The organism is Lacinutrix sp. (assembly GCF_037625555.1).
Taxonomy (GTDB): Bacteria; Bacteroidota; Bacteroidia; order Flavobacteriales; family Flavobacteriaceae; genus Lacinutrix.
Window position 1 is genome coordinate 1 of the sequence record NZ_JASJHV010000140.1, and the last position, 19,236, is coordinate 19,236.

The 19,236-nt window shown below is 31.8% G+C and carries 19 protein-coding genes, 1 tRNA gene and 1 pseudogene; 11 read left to right on the plus strand and 10 right to left on the minus strand.

Going from position 1 to position 19,236, the window contains the following annotated elements:
- A partial coding sequence (locus QNK89_RS11455) for a nitroreductase family protein (protein ID WP_340171304.1) occupies positions 1-686 on the plus strand: 686 nt, incomplete at its 5' end.
- Between the two features lie 47 nt (positions 687-733).
- On the opposite strand, the gene QNK89_RS11460 is transcribed toward QNK89_RS11455, so the two are convergent.
- Positions 734-3,493, minus strand: a complete 2,760-nt coding sequence (locus QNK89_RS11460) for a carboxypeptidase regulatory-like domain-containing protein (protein ID WP_340171305.1) — start codon at positions 3,491-3,493, stop codon at positions 734-736.
- A gap of 38 nt (positions 3,494-3,531) precedes the next feature.
- Positions 3,532-4,488, minus strand: coding sequence for a GLPGLI family protein (locus QNK89_RS11465; protein ID WP_340171306.1), 957 nt, complete (start codon positions 4,486-4,488; stop codon positions 3,532-3,534).
- 183 nt (positions 4,489-4,671) lie between these two features.
- On the opposite strand from QNK89_RS11465, the gene QNK89_RS11470 reads away from it, so the two are divergent.
- Positions 4,672-5,451 carry a hypothetical protein gene (locus tag QNK89_RS11470; RefSeq protein WP_340171307.1) on the plus strand — a complete coding sequence of 260 codons (780 nt, stop codon included), beginning with the start codon at positions 4,672-4,674 and terminating at the stop codon, positions 5,449-5,451.
- 1 nt (position 5,452) lies between these two features.
- Positions 5,453-6,067, plus strand: a complete 615-nt coding sequence (locus tag QNK89_RS11475; protein ID WP_340171308.1) for a deoxynucleoside kinase — start codon at positions 5,453-5,455, stop codon at positions 6,065-6,067.
- A gap of 176 nt (positions 6,068-6,243) precedes the next feature.
- On the opposite strand, the gene QNK89_RS11480 is transcribed toward QNK89_RS11475, so the two are convergent.
- On the minus strand, positions 6,244-6,774 hold the full coding sequence (locus QNK89_RS11480; RefSeq protein WP_340171309.1) for an App1 family protein: 531 nt from the start codon (positions 6,772-6,774) through the stop codon (positions 6,244-6,246).
- 7 nt (positions 6,775-6,781) lie between these two features.
- Here QNK89_RS11480 and QNK89_RS11485 point away from each other — a divergent pair, with 7 nt between their 5' ends.
- The gene (locus QNK89_RS11485) at positions 6,782-6,907 is read left to right on the plus strand and encodes a hypothetical protein (protein WP_340171310.1); all 126 of its coding nucleotides are present in this window, start codon (positions 6,782-6,784) and stop codon (positions 6,905-6,907) included.
- A gap of 415 nt (positions 6,908-7,322) precedes the next feature.
- Here QNK89_RS11485 and QNK89_RS11490 read toward each other — a convergent pair whose 3' ends face one another.
- The 5 genes from QNK89_RS11490 to QNK89_RS11510 all read right to left on the minus strand — a co-directional run bounded on the left by QNK89_RS11490 (position 7,323) and on the right by QNK89_RS11510 (position 14,357).
- Positions 7,323-9,728: a sodium-translocating pyrophosphatase gene (locus QNK89_RS11490; RefSeq protein ID WP_340171311.1), complete on the minus strand. Its 2,406-nt coding sequence runs from the start codon at positions 9,726-9,728 to the stop codon at positions 7,323-7,325.
- Positions 9,729-9,885: 157 nt separating this feature from the next.
- The gene (locus QNK89_RS11495) at positions 9,886-12,186 is read right to left on the minus strand and encodes a M1 family metallopeptidase (RefSeq protein ID WP_340171312.1); all 2,301 of its coding nucleotides are present in this window, start codon (positions 12,184-12,186) and stop codon (positions 9,886-9,888) included.
- Positions 12,187-12,252: 66 nt separating this feature from the next.
- Positions 12,253-12,753: a DUF6702 family protein gene (locus QNK89_RS11500; RefSeq protein ID WP_340171313.1), complete on the minus strand. Its 501-nt coding sequence runs from the start codon at positions 12,751-12,753 to the stop codon at positions 12,253-12,255.
- Positions 12,754-12,799: 46 nt separating this feature from the next.
- Positions 12,800-13,567 carry a hypothetical protein gene (locus QNK89_RS11505; protein WP_340171314.1) on the minus strand — a complete coding sequence of 256 codons (768 nt, stop codon included), beginning with the start codon at positions 13,565-13,567 and terminating at the stop codon, positions 12,800-12,802.
- Positions 13,551-14,357 (minus strand): hypothetical protein, encoded by an 807-nt coding sequence (locus QNK89_RS11510; protein WP_340171315.1) that lies wholly within the window; start codon positions 14,355-14,357, stop codon positions 13,551-13,553. The genes QNK89_RS11505 and QNK89_RS11510 overlap by 17 nt, the downstream gene beginning before the upstream one ends.
- A gap of 116 nt (positions 14,358-14,473) precedes the next feature.
- Between QNK89_RS11510 and pepE the strand changes: the two genes are divergently transcribed.
- Complete coding sequence (pepE, locus tag QNK89_RS11515) at positions 14,474-15,181, plus strand: dipeptidase PepE (protein WP_340171316.1); 708 nt, start codon at positions 14,474-14,476, stop codon at positions 15,179-15,181.
- 31 nt (positions 15,182-15,212) lie between these two features.
- On the opposite strand, the gene QNK89_RS11520 is transcribed toward pepE, so the two are convergent.
- Positions 15,213-15,285 (minus strand) — tRNA-Gly (locus tag QNK89_RS11520).
- A 203-nt stretch (positions 15,286-15,488) separates the two neighbouring features.
- Entirely contained in the window at positions 15,489-15,758 is a 270-nt protein-coding gene (locus tag QNK89_RS11525) for a hypothetical protein (RefSeq protein ID WP_340171317.1), read from the minus strand.
- An 85-nt stretch (positions 15,759-15,843) separates the two neighbouring features.
- Between QNK89_RS11525 and QNK89_RS11530 the strand changes: the two genes are divergently transcribed.
- The 6 genes and pseudogenes from QNK89_RS11530 (at position 15,844) to QNK89_RS11555 (ending at position 19,231) form a co-directional block, all read left to right on the plus strand.
- Positions 15,844-16,170, plus strand: a complete 327-nt coding sequence (locus tag QNK89_RS11530; RefSeq protein ID WP_340171318.1) for a D-alanyl-D-alanine carboxypeptidase family protein — start codon at positions 15,844-15,846, stop codon at positions 16,168-16,170.
- 50 nt (positions 16,171-16,220) lie between these two features.
- Complete coding sequence (locus tag QNK89_RS11535; protein ID WP_340171366.1) at positions 16,221-16,571, plus strand: D-alanyl-D-alanine carboxypeptidase family protein; 351 nt, start codon at positions 16,221-16,223, stop codon at positions 16,569-16,571.
- Between the two features lie 29 nt (positions 16,572-16,600).
- Positions 16,601-16,813: a hypothetical protein gene (locus QNK89_RS11540; RefSeq protein WP_340171319.1), complete on the plus strand. Its 213-nt coding sequence runs from the start codon at positions 16,601-16,603 to the stop codon at positions 16,811-16,813.
- A gap of 45 nt (positions 16,814-16,858) precedes the next feature.
- Positions 16,859-17,332, plus strand: a pseudogene (locus tag QNK89_RS11545) (M48 family metallopeptidase).
- Between the two features lie 122 nt (positions 17,333-17,454).
- Positions 17,455-18,972 (plus strand): 2,3-bisphosphoglycerate-independent phosphoglycerate mutase, encoded by a 1,518-nt coding sequence (gpmI, locus tag QNK89_RS11550; protein ID WP_340171320.1) that lies wholly within the window; start codon positions 17,455-17,457, stop codon positions 18,970-18,972.
- 46 nt (positions 18,973-19,018) lie between these two features.
- Positions 19,019-19,231, plus strand: a complete 213-nt coding sequence (locus QNK89_RS11555) for a hypothetical protein (RefSeq protein WP_340171321.1) — start codon at positions 19,019-19,021, stop codon at positions 19,229-19,231.
- Positions 19,232-19,236 lie beyond the last annotated feature (5 nt).

A 19,236-nucleotide genomic window follows, 5' to 3' on the forward strand; every position in this document is an offset into this window, starting at 1 on the left:
TTAGAGTGTATGAAGACACAGATATAGATACCGAAAAAGTTAAACAATGTATCTATAATGCATCTTTAGCTCCTACCAGTAGTAATCTACAGCTTTGGGAATTCTATCATGTAACAGATACTACTAAACTTAAAGCATTAGCAAAAGCATGCTTTAACCAAAGTGCAGCAAAAACGGCTAAGCAATTAGTTATTGTGGTAGCAAGAAAAGATTTATGGAAACAACGCGCAAAAGCAAACATAAGTTTTCTAAATAGTGTTTACAGTAAACCAGATTTATCTAAAAGAGAAGAAAAACGAAAAAAAATGGCAACGGATTATTATAAGAAACTAATCCCAACCATTTACACAGACTTGTTAGGTATTCTTGGACAAATTAAATATTTTACATTTCAAGTTATTGGTCTTTTTAAACCCATTTATAGACAAGTAAGATCTAGCGATATGAGAATTGTGGCTCACAAAAGTGCAGGTTTAGCTGCTGAAAATTTTATGTTAAGCATGTCTGAAATAAATTACGACACTTGCCCAATGGAAGGCAGTGACAGCTTAAAAGTAAAACAGATTTTAGGCTTACCTAGAAGTGCCGAAATTAATATGGTAATCAGCTGTGGCATAAGAAAACCAGAAGGTGTTTATGGACCTAGGTTTAGGATACCTTTTGAAGAGGTTTATTTTAAAGTATAAAAAAAGCGAGCTAAATGCTCGCTTTTTTTATTACTATAATCTTTACTTTATAAATTGTAGACTGCTCTAAACGTTAAGAATCTTGGTTGTATAAAATACTCACTGGTACTAACACTAAAGCCTCCTACGTTATTAGTTAAATTAGAATCTACGTCTAATATATTAGTTGCTTTAACTTCATACTCCCATTTACTATCATTCTCTTTTCTATAAATTAAATTAGCATTTAAGAGACCAAAACTATTGGTATTACCTCCTACAGTTTGTCTGGTGTAACCGTAATCGGTTTTAAATGTAAACTTTTTAAATATTAACGCATCAAACTCTACAGATGGACTATTTGTAATAATTTTTGTAGTTCTATCACCTTGCACGTTATCGCTTGTTGTATATCTATAGCTTAACTCGAAATTTGGTGCATCTCTAAAATTAGAACGTAACGTTGGTGTATAGGTCTGTGATAAATTCTCGTTAACAGATAATTGATTGTTAATAAATTGGTTGAATTTAGAATAATTAAAATTACCTCTAATACTGGCTTGCAACTTACCAAAACGTCTTTGAAAACGACCACTTGCTGTAAATGTTTCGTCCTCTAACCCAGAATTAAATGGTGTACTACTTCTAATAACAGAACCTGGCTGGAAGATAGATTGTGTTCTTAAATTATCTATGTTTTTACTATAGTTTAAAAAAGCAAATACATTTGTATAGTTAAACATATTAAAACTAAAGTAGCTTAAATTTAAATTATGAGACAATGAATTCTCTAAATTTGGGTTACCAATAAATGTTGAGTTATAATTGTTTAATACAATACCTCTAGCAAATTGATTTACATCTGTAAATTGTGATTGCATACGGTAAGAGAGATTTAAATTTTCAGAGGTTTTTAATTGTACTCTTACATTTAAATCTGGTAATAATCTAAAAAAGTTGTCTTTAGTTTCTGTATTAAATTGATCGTTTACCACACTATAGGCATGTGCAGATAAACCTGGACTTATTGTAAATTTTCCAGTTTTGTAACGGTAATGCATTCCTAAATAAACATCGCTAAAGGTGTACTTTATATCGTTAACGTCTGACACTCCTGTAATACTAGAGTTGGTATCTAATTCATTTCCATTATCAAGCGTTTGAAAAATATTAGAATCGAATTGTTGATTACTGTGTATAGTTCCTATAGTAAAATTGATATCACTCTTTTTATTTAAAATATTCCAATAATCTAGTTTTGCATCTATTTGATTTGTTTTTACAAGTTTTTCTTGATTAACGCTGTAGTTAATTTGTGACCTATCGAAACCTAAACCTTCAGCTGTACCATCATAAGGATCTTCATCAGGAAGCATATCGTCTGGATCAATACCATTATCGTTATTTGTAGGGTCATTTTCTAACAAAGCGTTGTAAAAAGGATCTTCATTTTGCAGTAAATGCTGAACTGAAAGAGCGAAAATATTAGTCTCGTCTAGTGTGTAGTAATAATTTAAATTTTGATTTAATCTAAAAGGTGTTGCATCTTCAAGTTGGTTTACAGCACCAACAACATTAGAAAATGTTTCATTAATTTGTATGTCTTTAGACATACGACCAATAATATCATAATCTAATTGATTATTTGCATTTGGTTTATACTTAGTGCTTAACTTTATTAATCCTAAATCTGTTTTTTGCTTGGTATTACTTTGGGTAAATTCATCTGGAATACGAAAAGCTGGGTTAGTATATAATACATTACTATTTTGTTGTAACTCAATTCTACTACTAGATAAAATGGCAAATCCAGATAAATCTAATGTGCTTTTTGGTGAGTAACTAAAGTTACCAGCTAAAAACTTTGAGTTTATATCTTTGGCTTGATTGTTTTGTAGTTGTGCAAAGCCCAAGTCGTTATTTCCTAAATTAATATTTGTACCACTTTGTTGGCTAGGTTTTTGAAAACCACCTCCAAAATTACGTATATCTCGCCTAGACAAGGCTAACTCACCAATATTATTAATATCACCAATAACATTAATACTCTTTTTGGGGCTATAATAAAATAATTTAGGTTGTGCTAAATACAGTTCTCCGTCTGGAGAATCTCCAACACCTGCAGTAACTGTACCAAACCAGAAATTCTTTTTACCCTCTTTAAGTTTTATATTAATGGCTATATTATCTTGGTTATTAGTAACACCACTTAACTGACTATTGTTAGAGTAATTTTTTAAAACCTGTACTTTATCAATAGCATTTGCAGGTATGTTTTTAGTTGCTAACTTACTGTCTCCATCGAAAAAATCTTTTCCGTCTATCATTACTTTACCAACAGTTTTTCCTTCTACCTCTATTTCACCATCGTCATTTACCTCAACTCCAGGTAATTTTTTTAAAACATCTCCAAGCTTACGCTCTGTACCGTTTTTAAAAGAATCTGCATTATAAGTTATGGTATCTCCACTAATAGTAACAGGCATTTCGTAAACTAACTCTACCTCGTCTAGAGTATTGTCTGCTACTAAGCTGAAATTTTTACTTATAGTTTCTTCTTTGGTTGTAATTTCTAGCTCGCTTGTTGTAAAACCAATGTAGCTTACTTGAATACTATAAGTTGTATTTTTTCCTAAACTTAATTTATATTTCCCTGCATCGTTTGTTACTGCATAAGACTCTAAAACCTTAGATTCTTTATTTATAGCAATAACATTTGCAAACTCTAATGGCTCACCTTCTTTATCTGTTACAATACCTTCGTATTTAACTTGTGCAAAAGTTATACTTGTTACTATTAATAATAACAGTATGAAAATGTGTTTCATAAATGTGGTTTGGTTATGTGTTTCTATAAGTTACTTTACTATTTACCGCGTCCTCCACGACCTCTTCCGCCATACATTTCACGCATCTCAGCCATTTTCTTAGTTACAGTTTCTGTGTATTCTGCTCTAGTTACTTCCTGACCTTTAGATGGTTGTTTTATGTCTTGCTTTTCAGCTGGATTCATTACAATTTTAGAACACAAAATAGTTGTTCTACCTGAATTTATTTCTAAAATTAAACCTGGTAATCCCCAAAAATCTCCAGGACCATTATTTACTGGAATTTGCATAGTGTACCAAGCCACAACTTCTTCTTCTTTTGGAATTTCTATATCATCCATTGTAAGTGTTGTTGTTTCTTTTTCTGTAGAGGCAACTACTGTAGTATCTTTAGCTATATCAGTTTTACTAGTTTCATCTTTACCAAATGTACTTACAGTTCTAACACCTTTAGCATCTTCCTCTTCTTTCTTTTTATCTTTATCTCTATCTTTTCTTCGCATTTTAGTCCAGTCTGTTTGGTCTACGGGCTTCATAGCTATGGCTTTCATGCAAAGGTATTTACCAATTTGCTTACTCTCTCCTGTCATCTTCCATTCAAATTTCTCTAACTCATCTTTAATTAAAAATTGCTTGCCCATGAACTCTTTATCTTCCATAATAAGTCCGCCTTTAATGTTTTTATATTGAGAACCGCCTCCCATTCCCATTTTCATCATGATACCTCTACCTCCTCCTGGAGTATCAAGTTTTTCATCTTCAACATACATAGACTCTGTTTTATTGAACGTAAGTATAAATGTTTTCTCGAACATACTTTTCATTCTTTCCATTATCATTTTCTTACGTTCAGGACTCATTTCTTTTCCTCCCCAAGCATCCATATCTACACTTGTTTTAGACATGTATGTTGCTTGACCTTGAAAATCGTCTTGTGCAAATGTAAATGCTGCTAAGCAAAGTGTAATGCAGGTTAATAGTGCTTTTAATTTCATAATATTATTTCTTAATTTATTTTGTAAAAATACAGTTAATAATTGTTAAGACGACTAAAAGCTAAAAACGTTTAACGCTTATGTGTTAAAGTTTTCTTAAAAAATATTCCAGCAAAAGAATCAACTATCTAAATGAAGCTTTTAGTATTAAAGTGGTTCAATTTTTGTACTTTTCACTTCACAATGAAACAGCTACAATACATACTTTTTCTCCTTACATTTTCGGCTTTCGCTCAAGATAGTATTAAGGCAGAATTAAAAACCAAAATCGAATTTAAGGCCGATTCTATTATTGGCATAGACAACTTCTATACTATACTCTTCACCTTAAATAATACGCTAACAAAAAAACAAGACAATAAATTACTTAAATATAGTAATGTACAATTGGGTCCAATTACATCTGCAAATAGTTTTAATCCTTTAAAAATCAACCTTTTTTACAAAGCATTTAATACGGTTATAATTTTAGATAACAGATTAGCGGAAATATTTAAAATAGACTTTAACCAAACTAAACCTTATAAAAATGTATCTCATGTTTCTACTGGAAGTGATAATACTATATGGATTTTTAATCAAGATTTAATGCAACTAGAATTGTACGATTACAAAAACAACACCATACGTGCAAAAACATTACCAATTGAAAACAATATTCTAGATATTGCCAGCAACTATAATTGGTGCTGGTTACTTACTAAGAATTTTATTTATAAATATAATTATTTTGGCAGTTTAGTCTCTAAAACTCCTAATAAAGGATACACAAAGATTGAAGAGTGCAACGAAAACATTATTTTAAAAAAGGAGAATACATTATTTTATGCTGCAAAAAACACAGAAACCATTAAACCTGTTAGCATTACAAATTTGTTAATAAGTCAGTTTTTTGTAACCAATCAATTCGTGTATATTTACACAGATAAATTGCTATATACTTACCAACTAAAATTAAAATAATATGCACGTTGCACTTGCCGGAAACATTGGAGCTGGAAAAACTACGCTCACAAAATTACTTGCTAAACATTACAAATGGGAAGCACAATTAGAAGATGTAGTTGACAACCCGTATTTAGATGATTTCTACAACCAGATGGAACGCTGGAGTTTTAATTTACAGGTTTACTTTTTAAACAGTAGATTTCGCCAAGTTGCACAAATACGTGAAAGTGGTAAAGATATTATTCAAGATCGTACCATTTATGAAGATGCACATATTTTTGCACCTAACCTTCATGCCATGGGCTTAATGACAAATCGTGACTTTAAAAACTACTCTTCACTTTTTGAGCTTATGGAAAGCTTTGTTCAAGGTCCAGATTTATTAATTTACTTACGCAGTTCTATCTCCAACTTAGTATCACAAATACACAAACGTGGTCGTGAGTACGAAAACTCAATAAGTATAGACTATTTAAGCAGATTAAACGAACGCTACGAAGCTTGGATAACAGGCTATGACAAAGGAAAATTATTAATTATTGATGTCGATAATTTAGATTTTGTTGCAAATCCTGAAGATTTAGGATTGATACTTAATAAAATAGACGCAGAAATTAACGGTTTGTTTTAACTCTTTAATACTGTTTAGGGCGTTACCACAAGGGTCGCGCTATCCACTATATTTTTTTTGCCATTTGCTGAAGCAAAAAAAAGGATGCCATTTCAACTGCGAAGTAATCACGATTTCTTCCAAAATAATTTGGATGAGTAATCACTAACGCAAGCCTACTCAATAAATCCGTTTTCTCAAGCGTGAGCTATTGCTTGATTACTACTATCTACTAATAATATAGGTGTTGTTTTAAACTGCTCTTGTAAACTTTTAACACGCAATATCCTTTTATTATGCTTTACACTACGCAAATAAATGGCTTTAATACGCTCTGAAAATTGCTTAGCTATTTCTATATAAATATCTGGATCGGGTTCTCCGCTATCTACTATTAAAATAAATGGTAATTCAGGATAGGTTTTTAATAAGTTTAATATCTCTTTTTGTTTCTGAGGTTTTTGATTTGCTGTCTTCCTCTTTAATATATCACTAAAGTTTCTTAGCAAAATTCGGCCCTTAGGAAAGTTGTTTTGTCTTAAAAATAACTCTAAATATCTGTATAAATTCCATGAACTGTGACTGACATAAAATATAGGGTTTGCATTTTCTCCAGATTTCCCTCTATGCAATAAATGATAAAATTCTGCAGCACCTTCTAAAGGTAAACGCATTTTTGCAGATTTAAATAGCGAATTATATAATAAACGCCATTTTAATTTAGACACTACTCCTGTGTGTAAAATAGTATCGTCTATATCACTAGCAACACCAAATCCTGCAGTGGTTGATGGTATTAAAATTTCAGCAGGAAAACGATTACTATTTTGTATATTTCGCGTTATGTTAACATCATTATAAGCAACTTCACAAGTTAACCAACCTTCACTATTTGTTATTGTACTTAAAGCTTGTAAGTCTGCTTTTACTTTAAAATAACCATGATTATCACTTTTTGTATTTAAAACAATACCGTTAGGTAGCTTAATGGTTATTGCAGTATGTTTTACTTCATTAGATTCTAAACGTTTCCAACTGTTTCTTAGAAGACTAAAGAAACCTTGTTTATCTAATCTATAGATTCGTGCTGCAACGCTCTACCACGCAAATAGAAATGTGTATCTGTTCCATAACTTTGGAATGCAATAATTTGTAAAGGATCTTTTTTGAATAATGCCATGAATATTTTATCTATTATAAAACTTCAAAATAAAAATAAACCACGCTTAAAAGCGTGGTTTATAATTCCTAATCTAAAAACTGAAAACGAATATTTTTACTCTTTAGATTTTGCGTAATCACTTGCTTCCTTAGAAACTTGTTCTAAATTTCCTTCAAAATTTTTCTCTGTGATTTCTATTTTATCATCACTAATCACTTTGGTAGTAACTTTTGCAGAAGCAGTTCCTGATATAACAGCTCCATCATCTGCAGTTTCTAAAGAAATAATACGTTTAACTTCAACATTAGAAGTATTCGTAGCTATTCCTTCTTCAGTATGACCTCCTAAAATTGGAGCAATTACTAAACCAATTAAACATGTTAATTTAATTAAAATGTTCATTGATGGTCCAGAGGTATCTTTAAATGGATCTCCAACAGTATCACCAGTTACTGCTGCTTTATGCGCTTCAGAAACTTTGTAAGTCATTTCTCCATTAATCTCTACACCAGCTTCAAAAGATTTCTTAGCGTTATCCCAAGCACCTCCAGCGTTGTTTTGGAAGATTGCCCAAAGCACACCAGAAACAGTTACACCAGCCATATAACCACCTAACATTTCAGCAATTGCTTTATTCTCCATTCCAAACAACATCGGAACAAATGCAATAACTAATGGAAAACCAATCGTTAATAAACCAGGTAACATCATTTCTTTTAAAGAAGCTTTAGTTGAAATGGCTACACACTTATCGTATTCCGGTTTACCAGTTCCTTCCATAATTCCAGGAATCTCTCTAAATTGTCTTCTTACTTCTTCTACCATTTCCATGGCAGCTTTTCCAACTGCATTAATAGCTAAAGCAGAAAACACTACAGGTACCATTCCACCAACAAATAACATGGCTAAAACTGGTGCTTTAAAAATGTTAATTCCGTAGATTCCTGTTAACGTTACATAAGCAGCAAATAAAGCTAAAGATGTTAATGCTGCCGAAGCAATTGCAAAACCTTTACCAGTTGCTGCAGTTGTATTACCAACAGCATCTAAAATATCTGTACGTTCTCTAACAATTGGATCTTGCTCACTCATTTCAGCAATACCACCTGCATTATCTGCAATTGGTCCAAAAGCATCAATCGCTAATTGCATAGCAGTTGTCGCCATCATAGCAGAAGCAGCTAAAGCTACTCCGTAAAAACCTGCAAAAGCATAAGATGCCCAAATAGCTCCAGCAAATAATAATACTGATGGGAATGTAGAAATCATTCCTGTTGCTAAACCTGCTATTATATTTGTTCCTGCTCCTGTAGAAGACTGTTGAACAATTTTTAAAATTGGTTTTTTACCTAATCCTGTATAGTATTCTGTAACTCCAGAAATAACAGCTCCTACAACTAAACCAACAAGTGTTGCATAGAATACTCTCATAGAGCTAATCTCTTTCAATAAGTTTCCACCATCTGGTCCTTCACCAAAAAAGTTCATGCTCATTGTTTCAGGTAACATCCACCTACATAATCCAAAACAAGCAACTGCAACCAAAACGATTGAAGTCCAGTTTCCTTTATTAAGCGCAGCCATTACTTGAGATTCCTTAGCATCATTGCTACTAATCTTAACCAGTAAAGTACCAATTATAGAAATAATGATTCCAATTCCTGCAATTGACATTGGTAATAAAATTGGACCAATTCCGCCAAAGGCTTCACCAATATTACCACCCATATCTTGGATCACATAGTTACCAAGAACCATTGCAGCTAATACAGTTGCCACGTATGAACCAAATAAATCTGCTCCCATTCCTGCAACATCACCTACATTATCTCCAACATTATCAGCAATTGTCGCTGGGTTTCTTGGATCATCTTCAGGAATACCAGCTTCAACCTTACCAACTAAATCAGCTCCAACATCAGCAGCTTTGGTGTATATTCCACCACCAACTCTTGCAAATAAAGCAATTGATTCAGCACCTAAAGAAAATCCTGCTAATGTTTCTAAAACTATTGTCATGTTATCTACACTAAAAGTTTCACCTCCTAAGTAATTATTGAAAAGAATAAAAAATGCTGTTAAACCTAATACTGCTAAACCAGCAACACCAAGTCCCATAACAGTACCACCACCAAAAGAAACACTTAAGGCTTTAGGTAAACTTGTTTTTGCAGCCTGTGTTGTTCTAACGTTAGTTTTAGTTGCTATTTTCATACCTAAATTTCCTGCAAAAGCAGAAAATACAGCTCCACAAATAAATGCAACAACTATTAACCAGTGTGTTGTTGGTACTACAAAAGAAACGATTGCTAATAATACACTTACTATTACTACAAAAATTGCAAGTAATCTATATTCTGCATTTAAAAAAGCTAAAGCGCCTTCATAGATATGATCTGAAATTTCTTTCATTTTACCATCTCCTGCATCTTGCTTCATTACCCACTTTTGCTTAATAAACATGTAGATTAAGCCTAATACTGCCAATGCTATTGGCAAGTAAATCATCATTTTATCCATATTATTTTTTAATTTGATTAGTTTTTTAACGTCTGCAAAAGTAAGAAAATCAGCGAGAAGAAAAAAATGTTTTAATTGTGTTAAAACTTTAAAGGTTAACAATAAAAAAAAACCTAATCTTTCGAAAAGGCTTTTTAGAAATTAAATAAACTAATTACTAGTCTTTAACTTTATTCTTAAATTCATCAAACTCTCCTTCTTTAACCTCTCTTGGCCAAGTATTGTTAGATGTATCTACATCTGCAGTTTCTAATTTTGGATCTACAGTTATAGTAACAATCTCTTTAGCAGAAGCAATAGCTTTACTAGCCTCTTTATCATTAAGTCTCCAAATTTGAGCTGGATATGTTTCTGTTTTACTAGTACCATCAGCGTAAGCATACTCAACAATTATTGGCATTACTAAACCTCCTGGTTTATTAAAAATTACACTATAAAAATACTTTGGCTCTTCCATTGTTGCACGTTCTGCTGCAGAAAAGTTATCCATTAAATATTCTTTTAAAGAGGTTGATTTTTCTGAAACACTTTCGCTAGTCATTCCTTCACTATACTCATCACTTCCCTCTTCTACAAAATACACTAAATCTTTTTCATCTATTCCGTAACGCTTAGCCATATTTGCACCTACTTTATTTGGTTTTGTAGTTACATAGAATTTTTTTACATCTTTAATTCCTATATCTACGTAATCTGTAGTGTAAAACCAACCTCTCCAGAACCAATCTAAATCTACTGCTGAAGCATCTTCCATTGTACGGAAAAAGTCTTCTGGTGTTGGGTGTTTAAACATCCAACGCTTAGAATATTCTCTAAATGCATAGTCAAATAGGTCTTCACCCATTACTGTTTCACGTAGAATATTTAATGCAGTTCCTGGCTTACCATAAGCATTGTTTCCAAATTGGTATGTATTTAAACCTTTAGTCATGATTGAAGCAATATAATTTTGATCTCCTCCCATATAACGTGTAATATTTGCTGCTGGTCCTCGACGGGATGGGTAAGATGATTGTCCTGAAGACAATGCATCTGGATACCATTTCCCAAAGTCCTGCTCTGCAACATACTGTACAAAAGTATTTAAACCTTCATCCATCCATGTCCATTGACGCTCATCACTATTTACTATCATTGGAAAGAAATTGTGACCAACTTCGTGGATGATTACAGACATCATACCGAATTTTGTACGATCACTGTAGTTTCCTTCTGCATCTGGACGACCATAGTTCCAGCAAATCATTGGGTATTCCATACCTTGATTTTTAGCGTGAACAGATATGGCTTTATGATAAGGGTAATCGAAAGTCATACGTGAGTATGATTTTAAAGTACTTGCTACAGCCTTAGTAGACCATTCTTCCCATAATGGGTTTCCTTCTTTTGGATACATAGAAACAGCCATTTTAATTGAACCATTGATATCTACAGCCATCATATCTAAAATAAAACGTCTTGATGTTGCAAAACCAAAATCACGCACATTTTTAGCACTTAATTTCCAAGTTTTTGTCTTTGTGGATTTTGTTTTTTCTGCTGCAACTACTTCCTCTTGAGTTACGATTACTACTGGCTCATCAAAAGACTTCATAGCCTTCTCATAACGCTTCATCATAGTTTTTGAGTATACTTCTTTTCTATTGGTAAGTACTCCTGTACCATCTAATACGTGATCTGCTGGTACTGTTATGTTTACATCGAAATCTCCAAATGGTAATGCAAACTCGTCGCGTCCCCAAAACTGAGAATTTTGCCATCCTTCAACATCATTATAAACTGCCATTCTAGGATAGAACTGTGCAATAACGTACGCTCTATTGTCGTCTTCTTTAAAATACTCATATCCAGAACGTCCTCTTCCATTAACGTGATCATTAATGTTGTACCACCATTTAATAGAGAAAGAAAACTGCGCTCCTGAAGCTAAAGGTTTTGGCATTTCTACTCGCATCATTGTGCGATTAATCATATGCTGTAAAGCTTTACCGTTTGAATCTTTTACTTCCTCAATATTAAAACCTCCATCAAATCCTTCTCCCATATAATCGTTTGCATACGATCCTATTTGAGCAACTGGGCTAACTCCACTACCTTGAATTAAAGGTGTTTTAGAATCTCTAGCACGCATGTTTTGATCTAATTGTACCCAAAGATAATTTAATACATCTGGTGAATTATTTGTGTAAGTAATAGTTTCGAAACCTGATAATTTAGCATTAACATCATCAAGCACTAAATCCATTTTATAATCTGCTTGTTGCTGGTAATAAGCAGAACCTGGCGCACCAGAGGCTGCACGATACATGTTTGGAGTAGAAAACTCCTCGTAAAGTTGCTTGAATTTATTTTCGTTTTTATGGCCTTGTTGAGGCTCTTTTTTTTCTTGGTCTTGTTGAGCGAATACACCAACAGTAACAAAAAGTGCAGATAGCACGAAGTACTTTAAGTTGTTCATATAAATTATTATTTTTCAGAATAAAGGCTGAATTTAACAATTTTTAAGATTTAAACATCTTTTTTTTTAGAAATTTAACATTCCTTTATTGTTTTCTGGTATTAAAATAAAAGATTTGGTTCTATCGTTTATTTTAAGACGAACAATATTTTTTTGATCGCTAAACATATCAAAAAGCACCTTGTTTTCAATTTTAAAAGATGAAATTTTGTCTATGTTCTCGACTTCTAAATAGCATTGTACAACATCTCCATCGTATTCTTTGCCAATAAATTTTATTTCAGATTCTTTTCCGTTTATAGAAATTATTATTCTTGATAGTAAATAACTCGCTATATAATTATCTATTTGGTCTTCTTTTGTGTTTGTATTTAGTACTATACTATTATTGTATCGTTCTTTAAGGAGTTTTTCGAAATCATCTATAAAAACACGTGTAATAATTTGTACAGATTGCTTTTCGCTTATATATTCAATTTTAGTAATACTAACGTAATATTTGTGTGCACTTACAAATGCAAGAGATGCGATAATTGCTAGTAGTAAAAACGATTTAATAATTTTCATGATTTTATTTTCTGTTGCAAACTTACAGAAAGAAGTCAAAAAGGTATTAATTATTCTTTTCGGCTAAATTCTCCTTGTACCTAATATATTTTTCTTTCATAAATTTTAAGGCTTCTAAATCGCTAATCTCACAACGTTGCTTAAATGTTGCATCTTCTGCACAGAAATAAAAAAATTCTGCTCTTAAATCTTCAATTAATTCATTTTCTTTAAAAAAAGCTTCAGAGAGTCTGTTCTTTAAAGCATTCATCATTTTTGTATTTGCCTCTAATTTCACTCTTTTTTTAAGTTCTTTTGTACGTCCAGATATTTCATTTAATATTGGATTTAGAGGAATTAATCCTCCTCCCGAAGTTGCCTCACTTAACAGTCTTTGGCTTTTAGTTTTTAATTTTCCTTTGTATCCTGGAATGCCAACATCGTAAAAATCTATTGTTCTTTTTGCATTAGAACTCAAAACGTCTTTTGTTAAATCGCCAGTTAAAGTAAAACCTATAAAAGCTTCTGGCAGCTCGTTAACTTGAACTTCTAAATTAACAGACATTTTTTTATTATTAATATTATCTAAAGTAACTACATGAGTGAGTGTTGTATACTGTACAGAAGTAAAAACAATACTATCATTCTTTTTAGCTTCTATTTTAAAAAAACCTTTATCATTGGTAATACTGTAGCGCTTTTGGGTTTGATTAATTACATGAACGCTTTCAACACCTTCTTCTGCATTTACAGCGCCTTCTAATATTGTATTTTGAGAAAAACTAGCACTATAGACTAGAACTAAAAGAAAAAATATCTTACTTTTTATTTCCATTCTCGAGTGCTAAAAAAGTTTTGCTTTGTGAATGGATATACTCTATCAACTTTAATTCGTTTTTAGGTTCTAAAAGTGTTACATCGTATTGAGATTGTTCTATAAAACCTATAAAATCGCTTACTTTATTTTCAGGGATTTTGTAATTTTCTATAAAGTAGGAATGACTAAATTTCTGAGAAAGTATGGATATTAGCGTTTGTAATCTTGGGTCTTTTTTTTCTTTTTTATTCTTTTTCTTCTTAAAAATCAAGTTGGTTAACAATCCTATTATTGCCATACCATCTGCCTGAAATCGTTGCCTATCATTTTGAGTACCCATTGCAATATTATCTACACTAGAATGATAATCGTCTGGCATTTCGAAATTTTCAAAACTTTCAAAGTTAAAAACTATTGGATCTGAGACCTTTGCATCTAAAGCATCTGTAGCTAAATCTCCAGTTAAGTCGTAAGGCAATAAAACAACTTCATCTAAAGTGTTTATATACTCTTTTAGGTATACTTTTAGAACCTTGGTATCTATTACTGCATCATTAATTCTGGCAGTAAAAGGTATTAATTGAATTGAAGAAATTCTAATTTCATCATTTAAAGCTACCCTTATTTTAAAATTACCAATAGAATCTGTAACAGTACCAATATTAAAAGTTGTGTTAAAAATTGTAATATTCTCTAAATTTTCTACATCTACAATTATTTTACCCTTTACTTCAATACGCGTATCATCTTGAGCAAATAAGGAGAATGTTGAAACAAAGAATGTTAAAACAATTAATAAGTGTTTCATTTATGGTAGATTTAGTATTGTAAATAACGTTTTTTTTTATCTTAATTAAAATTTAAAGGAGTTTTAAACTTTTGTTAAAAACATACTTTATATAAATTTACAACAAATTTAACACAATGAAAAGCATAATTATAGCTAGTACATCTACAGTTTACGGTGGAGAACCATTAGAATACCTTTTAGATGAGTTAAAAATTCATTTTAAAAACACAGAGGAAATTCTATTTATCCCTTATGCTAGGCCAAGTGGTATTTCTCATGAAGAATATACCCGAAAAATAAAAAAGCCATTTAAAAGCATTGGTAAAAGCGTAAAGGGAATTCATGAATTTAAAGACACAAAAAAAGCATTAAAGGAAGCTAAAGGTATTTATGTTGGTGGTGGAAACACTTTTGTTTTAGTAAGCCAGCTCTATAAAAATAATTGTATCAACGTTTTAAAAGAGGTTATAAATAACGGCACACCATATCTTGGAACAAGTGCTGGTAGTAATATTTGTGGCCTAAACATGAACACTACTAACGATATGCCTATTGTTTATCCTCCTAGTTTTAAAACCTTAGGCCTTGTGGCTTTTAATATTAATCCGCATTACTTAGACCCTATAGAAGGAAGCAAGCATATGGGTGAAACAAGAGAAACACGTATTAAAGAATTTCATAAATTTAATACTCAACCAGTAATTGGGCTAAGAGAAGGAAGTTTTATTGAAGTAAAAGGGAAAGATATTATTTTAAGAGGAAACTTAGAAGCAAGAATTTTTGAATACGAGAAGGAAGCCTATGAAATTAAAACAAATACTTTTTTAAATGAATTAAAATAAAAAAAGCTTCATCGATTAGATGAAGCTTTAGAGCGAGAGACCAGGTTCGAACTGGCGACATTCAGCTTGGAAGGCTGACGCTCTACCAACTGAGCTACTCTCGCATTTCCGATGGTAAATATATACAAACTATTATATGTAATGCAAGAAAATTATAGCGTTTTATGAAAATGATATCCAAAAATTTCATAACCTTCATTGTAATAAAATTTATGAGAAGAGTAATTTTGAACATAAGTGTTTAATTCTGAAGCATTACAACCTTTAGACAAAGCATAATCGTATAACCATTTAAAAAATAATTTACTTAACCTTTTCCTTGAAAACTATCTTCTATGTAAACATGATCTACCTCCGTGGATTTCCCACAATAATGCATTGTTTGAAACCACATGCCACAAATACCTATTAATTTTTCGTTTTCAAAAACACCAGCACACTCGTAATTCTCGTTTACCATTAAAGAAAAACATTCTTCTAGTAAACTGTCTGAATTTGGATTATTCGTTAATTTTTGAATTAACGGAATGATACTATTAATATCTTTTTTATCAATAATTTTAAAACTGAAAGGCATGGCAATAATTTTTAGTAATTTTAGTTAAATTTAGAACACTTCAACACACTCAAAAAAACAACTAGAAATACAAATATTAAACTTAATGAATAACAAAAGGTTTTTTAAAATTCTAATAATAGTAATTTCAGTAATTACTATTCTTCCTCAACCTGCTTTTTGCCAAACTACAATTTCTGAAGACGAATTAATTGGAAAAGGAAACCCTAATCTTTATGGAGAAGGTTTTAAATTAAGAAAGGATGCTTATTTAGCTTTTAAAGAAATGCAAGCTGAAGCCATAAAAAGCAATCTTAAAATTGGAGCTGTTTCTAGTTATCGAAGTTTTGCACACCAAAAACGCATTTGGGAACGTAAATTTAAAAGTAATGAAGCGAACGGGCTTTTACCTAAAGAAAACATAAAAAAATAATAGAATACTCAACAATTCCAGGAACTTCTAGACATCATTAGGGAACAGACATAGATGTTTTTCAAACCAATGTAAAGCAACCAAGATGCACTCTATTAGAATCTAATTTTCATAATAATGGAGCCTATTGTAAGCTTAAAGAATGGATGGATTTACATGCGAAAAATTATGGCTTTTATTTAGCTTATACAGATTTACCTATGCGAAAAGGCTTTAAATACGAGCCTTGGCATTACAGTTACAAACCATTATCTTCTAAATACCTAAAAGCTTATAAGCAATTGAATATTGAACAAATTCTAAAAAACGATAATCTTATAGGAAGCAAAAGCTTTACAGAAGGTTTTATTACAAAATATACAAGAGAAAATATTTTAGATATTAATCCCGAACTTTTGTAACTTTATGACCTAACTAACATATTCAATACATGAAAAAAGGTGGGCTTAAAGGACGATTATTAATAGGTGTTGCAATTGCAGCATTTTTTCTAATTAAGCATTTTATGAATAGAGAAGAAAATCCTTACACTGGAAGAGTTCAATCTATATCTATGACTCCTGATGATGAAATTCGAATGGGACTCTCTGGAATAAACCAAATGGCACAACAACATGGTGGTTTATATCCAAACGAGCAATAGCAAACATTAGTAGATAATATTGGCAATAAGCTTGTTAATAGTAGTATAGCAAAAGACACACCATACAAATACGATTTTCATCTTCTTGCAGATCCAAATACAATAAACGCTTTCGCCTTACCTGGTGGACAAATATATATTACTTATGCTTTGTTTTCAAAATTAAAAAATGAAGATCAGCTAGCAGGAGTCTTAGGCCATGAAATTGGACATGTTTTAGAAAAACATTCTGCAGAGAGAATTGAAAGCGGAAAATTACTTCAAGGCCTTACCACTGCTGGATCTGTTGGTGCAGATATTGGTGGACTAATATCTCAAGGAGGACAAAGTCTTTTACTTAAAAACGGAAGAGACGACGAATTAGAAAGCGACTAGCTTGGAGTTCGTTTCATGATGCGTGCAGGTTACGATCCAGAAGAAATGATAGGCGTTATGCAAATTTTAAAAGATGCAGCTGGACCTAACAGACAGCCAGAGTTCGCAAGCTCTCACCCAGATCCAGACAATAGAATAGAATAGAAAATATTAGAGAAGCCATAGAACGCTATAGACGAAACTAAATCGTTTTCGTTAAACTACGCTTTAAAGTACTATTAATACAGGACTTTCTTTATTATATTTGTTTACTTAACATAATACACATGAACAAAAAAGTCATCCTTATGATACTTGATGGTTGGGGAAAAAGCCCAGACCCAAAAGTATCCGCCATAGACAATGCAAATACTTCTTTTATAGATAATTTGTACACAAAATATGCACATGCGCAACTAAGAACAGATGGTTTACATGTTGGTTTACCTGAAGGTCAAATGGGAAATAGTGAAGTTGGACACATGAATTTAGGTGCTGGACGCATTGTTTATCAAGACTTAGCAAAAATTAATTTAGCAATAAAAAACAATACTTTAGCGCAAGAAAAAGTAATAGTAGATGCGTTAAATTATGCTAAAGCTAAAGAAAAAAACATTCATTTATTAGGTTTGGTTAGTGATGGTGGAGTACATTCTCATATTAACCACTTAAAAGCATTAATGGATACTATAGAAAATGCTGGTGTTAAAAACACATATATTCATGCCTTTACAGATGGTCGTGATGTAGATCCTAAATCTGGAAAAGGATTTATTGAAGATTTAGAAAACTACACTAAAAATAAGAATACAGAAATAGCATCAATTATAGGTCGATACTACGCAATGGATCGTGATAACCGTTGGGAACGTGTTAAACTAGCTTACAATGCTTTGGTTAATGGTGCTGGCGAATTATCTAATAATTTAACTGAAAGTGTTCAAAAACATTACGATACAGATATTACAGATGAATTTATAAAACCCATTATAAAAACCAATACAGATGGCCTTCCGTTAGCAACTATAAAAGAAGACGATGTTGTTCTATTTTTTAATTTTAGAACAGATAGAGGTCGAGAATTAACAGACGTATTATACCAGAACGATCATCACGCACAAAACATGCATAAATTAAATTTGTACTATGTTACAATGACAAATTATGGTGATGCTTTTAAAGGTATTCATATTATTTTCGATAAAGATAATATTACAGAAACTTTAGGTGAAGTATTAGAAAAAAACAATAAAACCCAAATTAGAATTGCGGAAACAGAAAAATATCCACATGTTACGTTTTTCTTTTCTGGAGGAAGAGAAGAGCCTTTTAAGGGCGAATCTCGTATATTAAAAAACTCTCCAAAAGTAGCGACTTATGACTTAAAACCAGAAATGAGTGCTTTTGAATTAACAGAAACTTTAATTCCAGAATTACAGAAAGGTGATGTAGATTTTGTGTGCTTAAATTTTGCAAATGGAGATATGGTTGGGCATACTGGCTCTATGTCTGCTGCCATAAAAGCCTGTGAGGCTGTAGACGTTTGTGTAGAAAAAGTGGTGAAATCTGCTTTAGTAAATGGCTATACAACTCTACTTATTGCAGACCATGGAAATTGCGAAACAATGATGAATACTGATGGCTCTCCAAATACAGCACACACTACAAATCCTGTTCCTATTATTCTAATTGACAATAAATTAAAACAGATAAAGAATGGTGTTTTAGGTGATTTAGCACCAACAATTCTAAAACTTATAGGTATAGAAAAGCCTTTAGTTATGACACAGGAGAGTTTGATATAATCCGTTATAGATTGAAAAAAAAGCTTTATTACAGTGTGATGGAGATGTGGTGTCTGTAGATGGTGTATCTACCTTAGAATTTGATCAACCTATCACTAATTATTCCGTATCAATAAATCATAGAAACCACTTAGGCGTAATAACTAATAATACTTTCAGTTTAAATGGAACACCTTCGGTTATAAATTTTACAGATGCTAACAACCAAATTACTTATGGAATCAATGCGCAAACTGCTTTTGGTATGCTAGTGTTTTAGTAGGT

Coding starts and splice junctions, on each gene's coding strand:
- QNK89_RS11460 (WP_340171305.1), bottom strand. CDS start 3,493: ATGAAACACATTTTCATACTGTTATTATTAATAGTAACAAGTATAACT.
- QNK89_RS11465 (WP_340171306.1), bottom strand. CDS start 4,488: ATGAAATTAAAAGCACTATTAACCTGCATTACACTTTGCTTAGCAGCA.
- QNK89_RS11470 (WP_340171307.1), top strand. CDS start 4,672: ATGAAACAGCTACAATACATACTTTTTCTCCTTACATTTTCGGCTTTC.
- QNK89_RS11475 (WP_340171308.1), top strand. CDS start 5,453: ATGCACGTTGCACTTGCCGGAAACATTGGAGCTGGAAAAACTACGCTC.
- QNK89_RS11490 (WP_340171311.1), bottom strand. CDS start 9,728: ATGGATAAAATGATGATTTACTTGCCAATAGCATTGGCAGTATTAGGC.
- QNK89_RS11495 (WP_340171312.1), bottom strand. CDS start 12,186: ATGAACAACTTAAAGTACTTCGTGCTATCTGCACTTTTTGTTACTGTT.
- QNK89_RS11500 (WP_340171313.1), bottom strand. CDS start 12,753: ATGAAAATTATTAAATCGTTTTTACTACTAGCAATTATCGCATCTCTT.
- QNK89_RS11505 (WP_340171314.1), bottom strand. CDS start 13,567: ATGGAAATAAAAAGTAAGATATTTTTTCTTTTAGTTCTAGTCTATAGT.
- QNK89_RS11510 (WP_340171315.1), bottom strand. CDS start 14,357: ATGAAACACTTATTAATTGTTTTAACATTCTTTGTTTCAACATTCTCC.
- pepE (WP_340171316.1), top strand. CDS start 14,474: ATGAAAAGCATAATTATAGCTAGTACATCTACAGTTTACGGTGGAGAA.
- QNK89_RS11525 (WP_340171317.1), bottom strand. CDS start 15,758: ATGCCTTTCAGTTTTAAAATTATTGATAAAAAAGATATTAATAGTATC.
- QNK89_RS11530 (WP_340171318.1), top strand. CDS start 15,844: ATGAATAACAAAAGGTTTTTTAAAATTCTAATAATAGTAATTTCAGTA.
- QNK89_RS11540 (WP_340171319.1), top strand. CDS start 16,601: ATGAAAAAAGGTGGGCTTAAAGGACGATTATTAATAGGTGTTGCAATT.
- gpmI (WP_340171320.1), top strand. CDS start 17,455: ATGAACAAAAAAGTCATCCTTATGATACTTGATGGTTGGGGAAAAAGC.